Below are 13,196 nucleotides of genomic sequence, written 5' to 3' on the forward strand. Positions count from 1 at the left end.
AGCAATCCGCTATCCCAACTCATGGGCGCTAGCGTCATAGCCTGCGGGATCACCAATGCACCGATTTGGATGCATTGGCGATCCCGCAGGCATCTAGTCAGAAATAATCACATTAGCGCCTAGTTGAATTTGAACGGATCCCATCGCGCATTGTTAAGGTTGAAGCCGTTCCGATTCAAGGCGCTGCGTATAACGCTTTCGGTAGACGCACTTGGCCGATAGTGACCCGAGAAGTTGTCGAATCGATTGATCACTCCACCCGGACCCACGTCGAAAGTGCCAGCAGCCAGCACACCCTTTCCCCGCGAGAGGCTTGTGTGACCAGCGCCCGGCGCGATCCCCCAGATGCTTTCATGGAAAGTCCGAACTGACTTATCTGACATGACCACAAAGTGATGGTTTCCCTCCGCCAGATTCGCACCACTCCTCGTCCATGAACTCATCGGAATCCAGTCTTGAGGACTATCATCCGCGCCATTTCTACCAGGATGCAGGAGGCCGCCACCGCAGTTGTGTACGAGTACCGGCGTGGTGCCGGCGAGTACATAGTACGTGTGGATGTCGGCGACGGTCAGGTCGTGCATGACCTTCGTGGCCGTGTACGAGCGCGAGGCCCGCAGCGTCACCCGCTTACCGTCGAGCGACCGCAGCCGCTCCCCCACCCGCAGGTCCTTGGCGTCGATCCAGTCGTGGCGGGTCTCGCTCCAGAACGGGTGGTGCTGGGTAGTCTCGATGGTGGTCTGCTTGCCGGCCGCCGCGACCCGCAGGTCGGTCAACTCGGTGTCCTCGTGACGGTGGGTCCGGGTGACCTCCCGGTCTTCCGTCCGGCCCGTCTCGGGGTCCGTGGCGACGACCTCGTCGCCTTCCTTCAACTCACCGATGGCCTTGGTGCCGCCGGCGGCCATCACCACCTTGGTCGAAGGAACGAAGCTGTGCCGCTTTATCTGACACGAGGCCTGCTCGATGACGTCATCGGCCCACTTCGTCTCATCGGACCACTTGATAAGGGCTTTGGCGGCCCGGCCGATCAGCTTGACTGCCGAACCGGCCTTGCGGGCTAGTTGGATGGCCTTGCCGATCGGCAGCATGCCGACGAGCGACCAGGCACATGCCGCCAGGTCACCGTGGATGCAGTCCAGGATGTCTTTGACGCCAAAGAAATCGAGTAGAAGCTCGCCACCGGCCTTGATGATGATCGAGACCGCGTTCTGCTTCTTGATCTCGTTGGCCCGTTTGATCTGCTCGTTGGTGGGAGCACCGTTTTTGCCGCCGCCCTTTCCGCCCCCACCGCCGTTGCCCCCACCGGCATTGTTGGCCGCCTGGGCCTCAGCCCAGTCGTCGTCACCACACTTGCCGTTACAACCGTCGTTGTTCGCCGCGCCGTCGTGGAAGTTGCCGAACATGTCCTCGAAGTCGCCGCTGTGGCAGGCATCGTCGGCACACGCCTTGAGGCCGGTGGGGTCGGAGAACGTGATCGGGCTGTTGTTGCTGTAGGCGTAGGCGTTCCACTGCTGCGGGTCGGCCAGGTCCTGCACCGGGTCGACCGAGACGAACCGACCGAGGCCGGCGTCGTACTGTCGGGCCCCGATGTGGGTCAGGCCGGTGGGGTCCTTGTCGCCGCCGACGAAGCCCTTGCTGTTGGTCCAGAGCGGCGGGTTGCCACGGGGGTCGCCGTACGGGGTCTGCCGGCGGATCGTCACCGCCTGGGTGGCGGCGTTGACGGCCGTCTGCTGGGTGCCCTGGTGATCGGAGAAGAGCCAGGTCAACGCGGTCGGCGTACGGTTGCCGACCAGCTTGCCGGCGAAGCTGTAGTAGCGGGTGCCGGTGACGATGGAGCTGTTGTCCCGCCGGATCTCCTGGCCGGGCAGGTAGAGGGTGGTGCCGGTGGTGTCCCGCCGGACCAGCCGGGCACCGTCGGCGTCGTAGATGTTGGTCTCGACGGTCTGCCCGCCGACGCTCACCGAGGCGAGCCTGCCCTCGGCGTTCCAGTTCAGGGTCTGGGAGTTCGCGCCGGTCGTGCAGTTGTTCGCGGCACCGCTGACGGGCCGGCAGCGCATGTTGCCGACGTTGTCGTAGCTGTAGTTGGTGGTGACGTCGGCCTGGCCGGGCACCTCGGTCAGGACCGAGGTGACGGCGTGCGGACGGACGACGTTGGTGCCGCCGGTGGGCGTGGTGTACGTCCGGACGGTGTCGCCGGCCGCCGTGTGCACCTTCTCGGTGCTCCGGTTGCCGACCTCGTCGAGGGTCCACTCGTGCCAGTACTGGGCCGGGCCACCGAGGTCGGCGACCGTCGGGTCGGCGGCGCAGTCGACACCGGCCTTGGGGGTCCAGGCATGCCGCATCCGGCGCAGCTCGTCGTAGCGGAAACACTGCGTGTCGGCCACCCCGACCTGGGGCGTGTCGGCGATCGACAGGATGTTGCCCGCAGCGTCGTATTCGTAGTTGGTGTCGCTGACCCGGCCGGTGGCCGTCTCCGGCTTGACCGTCGTGCGGGTCACCCGGCGGGTCACCGCGTCGTAGTAGGTGTCGTCCTGGACGTAGACCCCGCCGTCGGTCTTGCGGGTGGTCAGCGTGGGCTCGCCGTAGCGGGTGTAGTCCTGCCCGATCACGTAGCGGCCGACGTTGGTCAGGTTGGAGGACAGTTGGGTCGGCAGGCCGGTCGTCGCGTCGTACCCGGTCTGCACCGTCTCGGCGGTCAGGCCCCCGGCGGCCGGATAGGTGATGCTGGTGGGGCTGCCGTCGTACGACGAGTAACCGTAACTGTAGATCCAGGTGCCGCCCAGCCCACTGCCCTCGCTGGCGGGGATGACGTAGTTCGCGCCGGTCGGTTGGTAGCGGGTGTTGAAGGTCCGCGCCTGCCACTTGTAGGCGTTGGTGGAGCCAGCCGACTCGTAGCGGATGCTCTCGGTCAGCTGGCCGCGCAGCGTCTGCCCGGTGTAGAGCTTGTCGTACTTCCACTCGGCCAACTTGTTCGCCGCGGCGACGCTGCCGGTGTAGAGCGCCTTGCGCCGACCCATCCCGTCGTACTCGTTGACCAGCACGGTGTTGTTGAGGTCGGTGGTCGTCTCCACCTCGTCGTACACCGTGTAGGTCGTCTGGGTGGTGCCCTTGTCCGGGTCCTTCGCGGTGATCTGCCGGCCCTTGACGTCGTAGGTGTTCACCCACTCGTTGCCGTCGGTGTCGGTGACCTTGGCGAGCTGACCCTTGCGGTTGTAGGCGTACGTCGTGACGAGGTCGGGGGTGGCCTGGGCGTCGTCGGTCTGCTGACGCAGCTCGATGGTCCGGCCTTCGATGTCGGTCTTCGTGGTGGTGACCGTGCCGCCCTCCGGCGGGGTCACCTTGACCGAGTCACCCAGGTACTTCGTCGTGGTGCGCCACTTCTCCACCAGGTTGGTGACGCCGTCGGTGCCGAAGAGGATCTGGTCGGTGGCGCGGGAGGCGTTGTCGTGCAGCGTCCTGGTGACCGTCGGCACGGACCACTCCGGCTCCCACCAGAGCGCGCCCTCGGGCGTGCCCGGCTCGGCGTGCGCCTGGTAGCTGGTGACCGCGCGGCCGGTGGCGTCGTACAGGGTGTCGGTGACCACCCGGTCGCCGCCCACCCCGGCGGTCTGCGTCTGCCGGGGACGCAGGAAGGCGTCCTTGATCTCGTACGAGGTGAGATAGCCGCCGCCCGCGTGCAGCTTGCGGGTCTCCGTGTACGGGTAGGCGTCCCGGTTCGGCGCGTACGAGTAGGTGTGCTCGACCGACGGGGTCGTCGGATGGTCCACCTTCGCCCAGCCGACCTCCCAGCCCTTGGCGAGTCGACCCATCGGGTCGTACTCCAGGTCGGCGAGACGGCCGTTGTAGTCGGTGGTGCGGACGGGCTGACCCCAGTAGGGCCGGGTGTCGATGGTGTTGACCCAGTCGGCGGTGCCACCGTTCGGGTCCGGCGTCCTGGTGGTCACCGTGGTCACCGGCCCGCCGGTGGCCGGGGTGTACTCGGTGGTCACCGTCCGACCGCGGTTGTCGGTGGCGGTCAGCGGCCGGCCGTACGCGTCGAAGGTGGCCTGGCTGGTGGTCTGCCAGACGGTGCCGCCCGCGGACGACCAGTCCTTGAGCTTGTCGATCCGGGTGACCTCACCCCGGGTCGGCGCGGTGTCGACGCTGCTCGCGCCGTCGTAGAACTTCTGCTCGTCGGCGACGATGTCGGCCTGGGTTGCCGGCGCGGTCGCGCAGGGCACCGCCTTGACGGTGATCTGCTTGACGGTCTGCAGGATGTTGGCGGTGGCGTTCCGGTTGTAGAGGTAGGTGGTGCACTTCTCGTCGCCGGTGCTGGCGACGTCCCCGTCGGCCTGGATGGTGTCGGTGGTGCCGTACGTGTCGTTGAAGGTCGACACGGTCCGCGCGGTCCGCCAGCCCCCGGCCCCGTCGACGCCCAGCGCGGTGGCGTTGTAGGCGACCCGGGTGTTGGTGTACCGGGCGGTGACCTCGTCGTCGTTGATGGTGCGGGTCGCGGTGGCCGGTGAACGCCACGGCACGTTGACCGTCTTGGAGACCGGCTTGGTGTCGACGCCGTTGTAGACGACCTGTTCCCGGACCATGCCGGCGAACTGGTCCTCGTCGTACACCGTCTCGGTGCCCAGGCTGGCGGCCACGGTGACGGTGCGCTTGGCGTTGCCCGACCTGCTCACCCGGTCGCCGTGCATGCCGCGCAGGAAGGTGGTCCGGGTCAGGGTCTGCGCCGGGGCGTCGCCCTTGCGCACCTCCACCTGGGCGTAGCCACGGAACTGGTTCCACGTCTTGCGCTTCGGCTTGACCAGGCCGTTGTCGTCGGCGAAGTGCCAGGCCGGGGTGCCGAGGTAGCTGTAGTAGGTGTTCTGCACCGGCTGGCCGTGGTCGGTGCTGCCGACCATCACCTTGATGTCGGACTCGGAGACCTGCGTGACGACGTACTTGTGCCAGTACTCGGTGAGTTCGACGTCGGCGTCGGACGGGTCCGGGCCGACCACGGGATAGCAGCGGCGGGTGTTGGTCTCCGGCGCGGACGGCAGACTGGTGGAGGTGCAGTCGCGCTGGCTGTAGCTGACCTGGATCTTGCCGCCGGTCTCGGTGAGGATGTTGCCGATCCGCATCCGGTTGTTGCTGGTGTTGTTCTTGGTGAGCACCCGGTTGGGCATCGACACCGGCTCGAACGTCACCGGTGGCATGGTCGCGGTGCCGCCGACCAGACCCTGGTGCACGAGCGAGGTGAGCCACATGCCGGCGTGGTCACTGCCGTCACCGACCGCCGGATAGGTGTGTCCCAGGGTCCACGAGTCGACCGGCTGCCAGGCGGGTGTGGTCTTCGTGGTGTCCCAGACCTGGGTGGTGACCTTCGACAGCCGCTTCGTGGTCCAGAACGTCGGGCCGTAGTTCTCCCCGCAGTTCGCCGCCCCCGAGGCGCAGTCCTGGTCCCACGGGACGTCCTTCCAGTGTGCGGCGTCGTGGGTCTGGCAGTCCGCCGCGCACCGGTCCTGTGTCTCCAGCAGCACCTGTGCCAGCGGGGTCACCGACCGGTCACTGGTGCCACGGTCCCAGGTGCCGTAGTCGATCCGCTTGAGCACGCCGCCGCGCACGTACTCGGCCTTGTTGGTCGAGGTGGCGTTCTTGGCGTACCGGTTCAGCTCCTTGTCGTACCAGTACGACACCGTGTTGCCGCGGGGGTCGACGACGTAGTCGAGGTTCCACCGCCACGCCTGGTCGCAGAAGGACGACGCGAACGACGACACGTTGCAGGGCTCGTTCGTGTGGTTGCCGGCCACCGGCACGGTCCAGGCGGAGTTCGTCGCGGTGCTCTGCCCCGGGAGGTTGTTGCGGCCGAAGAAGTACTGCACACCGTCCGGCGTGGTCACCTTCCAGTGCTCGCCGTCGTTGTCGCCGTTGGTCGCCCCACCAATCTTCTCGATCTTGGAGCCGTCCTCGTTGCGGCTGTGCCAGCCCTTGCCCGCCTCGTAGACCAACTCGCCGCCCCGCCCGTTGAGCGACATGGTGGCGTTGTCCGATCGCCAGCACTGGTCACCGGTGCGGTTGGTGCTGTTGTTGCCGCCGGACATGTCGTCGGCACACGGCACGTAGCTGCGCTCGATGTAACCCGACCAGAGGTCGAAACCCTCACCGACCCAGGACGGCTGGCTGTTGGACGCGTCCGACTGCCCGTCCACCTTGTCGGAGGTGTAGGAAAGCCCGAGGCTGGGCGCGGGGCCGCCGATCGTCGGCGGCATCCGCATCGGGTACGACCAGGAGAAGCCACCCGTCGAGGTGCCGGCCGACCAGGTCGCGCTCGCCGACATCGGGGTGGCCGCGAAGTCGCCCTCGGGACCCGACGCGCCTGCGGCCAGCGCGACCAGCGACGGAGCCGTAGTCCCGGCCCGACCGGCAACATCCGCACCGAGGGGCACCTCGGCGCTCACCGACGAGCCGTCGTTGCGCGAGGGCAACGGCTGCGCCGCGCATCCGGCCCGGTCCGGGGTCCGCAACGCGCACTCCGGCACCTGCCACAGCCGCAGCCGGGACGACCAGTTGCCGCCGAAGGCGTTCCGGAAGGCCCGGTAGTCGACCGAGACGGTCACCGCGCTCGATCGCTCCGCGGCGGTCGCGCGGTCGGCACCGCTGCCCTCGGCGGTCCCGTCGAGCCGCAGCAGCAGGCCGTTGCGCCAGCGTTCCGGTGCGGCGGCCCGGTCCAGTATCTCCACCGAGACCGCTGGCGTGTCGGCTCCCGCCGCGCCGGGTGCCCGGCTCACCGTGACCGGCAGCTTTCCCGCCTTCACCCGGGCCGGTGCTGCCCGGCGCTCGTCGTCGACGGCCGGTAGGGTCACCGACGCCCGGCCTGGAGCGGGCCACACCGGCGGGCTCAGCTTCGCGCTGGTGGCTGGGCTGGTGGGATTAGCCCTCCCCTGGGCGGTCTGCCCGTCCCGGTCGAGCTTCTCCCGCTGTCGGCTGAGGGTGACCGACCCCGGGGACGCCTGGGCGGGCACCGTCATGCCGGAGACGACCAGTACGGAGGTCAGCACCGCCGCGACCACCTGGGTGAAGCGGCGCCTGGGGGCAGCACGTCCTACAGAGGTTTTCACCAGACTCCCAGCGGGGATCGCGTACGCGGCTGACGGGGGTGTGCGCGTGGTGCTCGGCGAGCCGTCAGCCGGTGACATCGGCTTCCCTGACGGCTTCGGTCTCGTTGATCTCACGGACGTCGTTGTCACTCAGCGCACCCTGGTAGAGACCCACGTCGTCGATGTCGCCGTGCCAACGGTCGACCAGCTGGGTGGCGGCCCCGAGCGGGGTGAAGCGGGCGGCGCCCACGTACAGCGGGCCGGTCGCGTCGAACGCCCCGGTGAAGGAGCCGGTGCCGAACGGGGTCGTCGCCACGGGTTTGCCGTCCACATAGAGCCGGACCTCGCGCAGGGAAGCGTCATAGACGCCGACCAGGTGTGTCCAGTGGGACAGGTCCGCCTCCTCGGTCATGTTCCGGGACGTCATGAACGCGTCGGCGAACCGACCACCCAGGGAATCACTGTCGATGCCGAAGATGCTGAACGACCACCAGTTGACGGGGTTCCCGCTGACGACCTTGGTGCGTTGGCCGAGATAGAACGAGGACTGCTTGGTGCCGATCTGTGAGACGGCGGTCTGGATGCCGAGCGACCTCGGCTGGACCCAGGCGGAGACCGAGAAGGACTGGTCGGTACGGAGCACCCGTCCGTCCTGCCAGTTCGGATTCTGCGGATTGCCGATCACGTCATCCTGGCTCCGGCCGTACTCGACGGTCGTTTGGGTGGGGTCGTCGATGGCCTGGGAGTCGAAGGAGAGGAAGCTGGCGCGGCTGCCGTCGCCGACGTCGACGCCCTTGGTGAAGGCGATCCGACGGCCGAAGGAGGTGTTCTCCGGACTCATGCACAGCGTCCAGTCGGAGGGATTCTCCTCGTAGCAGCCGACGGCCCCGTCGAAGGTCCACTGGCCCACCCGGACGGGCTTCAGCATGCCCGGTTCGTCGAAGCCGCCGGAGCCTTCCTCGTCCCGGCGTTGTCCGGTGAAGTCGTGAGGCACCAGTGCCCGGTTGTACACCTGCATCTGGGCGACAGAGCCCTGGAAGAAGTTGTTCGTGAGACCACCGGCGGCGTTGCGTCCCACCTGGAACCCGTTGCTGGCGCTCCAGGCGGTGGTCCACGGTTCAGCGGCGACGGGCACCCCGTCAACGAACAGCGTGATCAGCTTCGCCTCCTCGTCGTAGGAGAAGGCCACGTGCTGCCAGCGCCCGACGTCCGCACTCGTGATCGCGGTGTTCTCCGGGCTCACGTTGGTGTAGGTGGCCGACGCCGCGCAGTCGTTGCTTCGGGTGGTGACGTCCCACCTCGGTACGCCGTCCGAGACGTAGACCCCGAAGAAGAAGCCGTACATGCAATCGCCAGCCTGCGTGGCTATTGCCATGTTCTGGGTGGGCAGCGCGGACAGCCGTACCCATGCCGCGACGCCGTACGACTTCGAGGTGTCGACCACCGGCCCCGTCGTGTGCAGGTGCGACGAGGTGCCGTTGAAGGTGCTGGTCGCGCCCTTGATGATCCGCACGTCCGGGGCCCACGCGACGTTGCTGGCCGTCAGCGGGGTGTCGCCGCCCAGCGCCGGCTGGGCGTCCGCCAGCGCCGCGCTCGTACCGACGCCGGGCAGAGTCTCCAGGCCCCACCGCGCGATCGCCGGCGACGGCCGGCCGGCGATGAACTCGGCGGAGGCGTCCCCTGGATTGCCCGCACCGTCGTACGCCCGGACGTGCAGCGTGTTCTGGCCGTACTTCGGCACGGACAGCGACACCGAGCCGATCCGGTAGCAGATGTTGGTGCCCGTCGGCACGTGGTAGCTACAGGCGGAGGTCGCCGGGACCTCGATGGTGCCGGGGAAGGTCCAGCCGTACCGGAACTTCGTCACGCTGGTGTCGGTGGAGGAGAAGCCGAAGGTGACCTTCTCACCGGGCAGGGGCTCGTCGGGGCCGCTACGGGTCACCACCACGGGCGGGATGCTGGTGTCGATCCGGAACTCGCACCAGGCCGACCAGGCACTGGTCTTGCTGTACGGCGCCGGGTCGGTGGCCCGGGCCCGAAACGCGTACACCTGCCCCTCGGTCAGTGCGGGCAACGATGCTGTCGTGGAGCGCCCCCCGGCCGGTACGGACGCACCCAACGGGGCGGGCTTGCGCGGAGTCGAGTCGCCATAGGTGCCGGTGCTGGGGACCTGCAGCCACTCGTAGGCGGTCGTCAACGCCTGGGTCTTGTCGGCGTCCGGGAAGATGCCCGAGAAGGTGGGCGTGAGCGTGCCGATGCTGATCCGCTGTCCGGGAGCGCAGGCCACCCCGGACGTCTGGAGGCTGTACGGCGCTCCGGGCACCGAGTCGTAGTCGACGACGAGCTTCGCGCTGTTGGGCCAGAACTTCTTCCACCGGTCGGTGGTGGACTCACCCGAGCCGTCCGTGCCACTACAGGCGCAGAACCCCACGGTCACGTTGGAGTAGTTGTTCGTGGCATGGGTCTGGATGAGCGACGTCACGGCCGACCCGGTGAAGTTGACAGTCATGTCCGGCTGGGGAGAGTCCGAGCAGCCGAAGCCCTCGTTGGCGTGGGACTGTGCGGTCGACTTCTGGCTGTGCAGCTTGGGTGCCCACGTGGTGCGCGGTGTCGAGGCGATGCCGTTGGAGTGGTACAGGTACGTCGGCGTGTCGGTGCAGGACCAGGAGTGGTCCAGCTTCATCTGCACGTACGCGGACTCGATGTGCTTGCCCCTGATGGCGGACAGCGGGAAGTCGAAGTACGAACGGTAGATCTTCCCCGAGTCAGGGTCCTTACCGACCCGGGCGATGGTGGTATCCGTGTTGTTGGAGTTGTTCTGTGTGGCGTAGGCCCACCGGGACTTCGCCGTCGACCAGGCCGGATCGATGAACACCGGGAAGGTGGCCTTCCCCCCGGTCAGCAGCTGCGGGTCGGGGCGGAGGACCAGCTGCCCGTCGGAGACCTCGGCGCGGACGGCCGCCGTCCTGGCCCGGTCACCGGGTGCGGCGGCCGTGGAGCTGGTCGAGGGACCCGACCTGGTCACCGTCCCGCCGGACGCCCTGCCCGCCAGACCGGCGTCGCCCGACCCCGTGGTCGAATCCCACATCACCGCCGACTCGGCCGATGCGATCTCCTGGCCGTCCACGACGGCGGACAGCCGCCCGCCCGCGCCCTGCCTGACCTGCGCCTCGCCCCCGAGGTCGAAGCGCAACTCCCGTAGGCGCGCGTTCGCTGCGGCCTGTGGTGTCCGTACCACGAAGACGTGGGTGAAGCCCGTGTGCGTCGCGCGCAACACCAGATCGGTGCCGGGAAGCACCTCCGCGTACGTGGCCGCCTCGCCGGACACCGTCGGCTTCGGCAATCCGTCCGGCCACGACAACGACAACGTCCTGCCGGCGCGCGACAGCACCACCGCCGGGCCGCGTCCACCGTCGGAGAACCGCACCTGCGCCGCCGAGGCCTTCGGCGCCCAGCCGTCCGCCGACCGCCGCAGCGACAGGTCGATGTTCACCCAGGACCCGTCGTCGCGTTTCACCCGCTGTGGCATCACCGCCGCCTCGGCGGTGAATCCGCCAGACGGATTGGCGAACAGTTGGGTCAACTCGGTGCGGGCGGATCCCACCTCGACCCGGTGACCCGACCGCCTCGCGGCGGTCACCGCCGAGGCCGCATCCGGTGCCACCGAGACATCGCCCACCGCCCGCGCAGGGGACCCCGGCGTCGCCTGCGCCGCCCCGGCTCCCGTCGCCACCGAACCGGCCAGCAGTCCGGCCAGGGCGACGAGTGCGGTCACCCGACGCCCGGCTGTCGGTCCGCCAAGGCGTGTGGGGTCGGTAGGAGCGGGTGTCACGATGCCTCCACGGGCGTAGTCAACGGCAGAATGTGCAGACGGGATGAGTAGGGCGACCGGCTCCCGAGTTCGCGCGGGGGCGGCGGCGCCGGGCGGAGGAGGGCCCTGGACGCGTGGACGCTGTCCACCGGACGCACCACCACGAGGGCCCGGCGACGAATCGCGCCAACCCCGTACCCAGGCAGCAGCTAGCCACCGTTCACCATGGAATCCCCCGTGCAGATGAGCACCAGCGGTCGAACCCTAGGGCCGGTTAACGCTGGTTGTCTACATTGATTACCTTGCGTAGACAACAAAAGGAACTAATGGCGATATTTAGATCGCCCGATGTGCTGGGCGTCCGCCCTCCGGAGCGGGCAGCACCCGCCCGAAGCGACCGAGGATGCGTGGTCAGGCTGGATGGTGGGTGGCGAGCAGTGCGGCCTCCCGGGCCGGGTCGAGGCCGACGGTCGACCGCACCGGCCGCCCCGCCCGGGGCGGGACCGCCCCCACCCGGCTTAGCCAGCGCCAGGTGTCACCGACCGTCTCGGCCACCGGGCGGCAGGCCAGTCCCGCCGCGTACGCCTTCTCGACGCCACGCTCCTGCAACCAGCGGTACTCGTGGCCCGGCGGAATCCAGATCGGCAGGTCGTTCCACGGTGCGATCCCGGCGGCGAGGATCACCTCGGGGGCGGTCCAACGCAGCCGGACATCGCCGCCGGTCGCCGCCACCGCCTCGGCCAGCAGCCCGCCCATGGTGGTGTGCCCCGGACGGCTGATCACGTTGAAGGCACCACCGACGCCCTCGGCGGCCAGGTCGAGCGTGAAGGCCGCCAGGTCCCGGACGTCGACGTACTGCACGGGCAGGTCGGCCGGCCCCGGGGCGAGAACGTCACCGCCCCGGGCCACCCGGCGCAGCCACCACGGCAGCCGGCCGATGTCCTCCCCCGGCCCGAGGATCAGCCCGGCCCGCACCAGCAGTGCGCGTTCCCCGAACACCTCGGTCGCGGCCAGTTCACCGCCCGCCTTGCAGCGGGCGTAGTCGTCGTCGCGGATGTCGTCGGCCGACGCCACCACCACCGGCGATTCCTCGCCGATCCCGGGGAGCACGGGCGGGGCGTAGACGGAGCCGCTGGAGACGTAGGCGTAGTGCCCGGCGGAGCGCAGCAGCGTGGCGGCGTCGCGTACCGCGTGGGGTGCGCCGTCCCAGGTGTCGACCACCACGTCCCACCCGCCGCCGGCCAGTGCAGCCAACCCGCCCGGCACGGTCCGGTCACCCCGCAACCGGTGTACGCCCGGCGGGGTGTCCCCGTGTATCCCCCGGTTGACCATCGTCACCGTCCAGCCCCGGCGTACCCCCTCGGCCACGATGGCGGCTCCGACGAACCCGGTGCCACCCAGCATCAGCAGTCTCATGCGTCCCAATCTGCCGCCTGAGGACACCGACGCGGCACCCTGTTCACCGGCAGCGGATCTGCCGTCGGCAGAACCCCCGCACCACCCCCGACCCCGCTGGGTTCCCAGCGCACGTGGTGGGGATCGGGCCAGGATGGGTGGTTTCCTCAGAAACGCTCATGCCGCTGGGGCATGTTTGTGACGCGCAGGCATGAAGGTCTCTGCGCGACATGAACCACCCGACCGGGTTGCCGGGAGCAGGGCCACCCCCAGCCGCACGACGCCTTGGCCTCCGGCGGAATGACCGGGCACCCACGGTCGTTACATCTCCCGTACGACCGCAGCAGCACCCGGCCAGTCCGCATGCATGCGGGAATGGTCCCGGGACCCCGGTCGTTACACCTGACCCCGGCACGAGCGGCCACCGCCCCACGCGGCAAGCCCCACCGGAACCCCCGCAAGCACTTCCCCCGTATGAGCGCCCCCGACGTGGTGCCCACGCCCCCTTCCGCAGCCCGTCCCCACGGGCGCGTCCGGCCTACGGGCTGGTCGGGGCGTCTACCCCCGAAGGAGCTTCCCCATGAACACCACCATCATGAACACCACCATTCTGCGTAAGAGTGTTCTCGGTATCGCCGGTCTGGCCGTCGCCGGTGGTCTGGCCGCCGGCCCGCTGAACCACGGCACCCCCGACACCACCACCCTCGACGCCCGTCCCGTCGCCGCCACCGTCCAGGCCGACAAGCCGGCCGTGGACAAGGGCAAGCTGATCCCGCACGGCGTGCAGGGCGACCAGTCCCGCATCGACCTGAACGACGAGCAGACCGGCAACGTCAAGGCGATCATCGCCGCGACCAAGAAGTCGGGCCTGGACGAGCGGGCCGCCGTGGTCTCCATCGCCACCGCGTTGCAGGAGTCGAAGC

The 13,196-nt window shown here is 68.9% G+C and carries 3 protein-coding genes and 1 pseudogene; 1 reads left to right on the forward strand and 3 read right to left on the reverse strand.

The features are described from left to right. Positions 1-119: 119 nt before the first annotated feature. From GA0070216_RS27175 to GA0070216_RS27185, 3 genes are all read right to left on the reverse strand, one after another. Complete coding sequence (locus GA0070216_RS27175) at positions 120-7,028, reverse strand: polymorphic toxin-type HINT domain-containing protein (RefSeq protein WP_141723214.1); 6,909 nt, start codon at positions 7,026-7,028, stop codon at positions 120-122. 124 nt (positions 7,029-7,152) lie between these two features. Then, positions 7,153-10,842, reverse strand: a complete 3,690-nt coding sequence (locus GA0070216_RS27180; protein ID WP_091251968.1) for a LamG-like jellyroll fold domain-containing protein — start codon at positions 10,840-10,842, stop codon at positions 7,153-7,155. Positions 10,843-11,289: 447 nt separating this feature from the next. After that, positions 11,290-12,294 (reverse strand): NAD-dependent epimerase/dehydratase family protein, encoded by a 1,005-nt coding sequence (locus tag GA0070216_RS27185; protein ID WP_091251970.1) that lies wholly within the window; start codon positions 12,292-12,294, stop codon positions 11,290-11,292. Positions 12,295-12,868: 574 nt separating this feature from the next. Between GA0070216_RS27185 and GA0070216_RS27190 the strand changes: the two are divergent. Further along, a pseudogene (locus GA0070216_RS27190) lies at positions 12,869-13,196 on the forward strand (hypothetical protein); the annotation flags it as partial.

Source organism: Micromonospora matsumotoense (genome assembly GCF_900091525.1).
GTDB classification, from domain to species: Bacteria; Actinomycetota; Actinomycetes; order Mycobacteriales; family Micromonosporaceae; genus Micromonospora; species Micromonospora matsumotoensis.

Bases quoted from the DNA above. Each gene is read 5' to 3' on its own strand.
- GA0070216_RS27185 (WP_091251970.1), bottom strand. From the start codon at position 12,294: ATGAGACTGCTGATGCTGGGTGGCACCGGGTTCGTCGGAGCCGCCATC.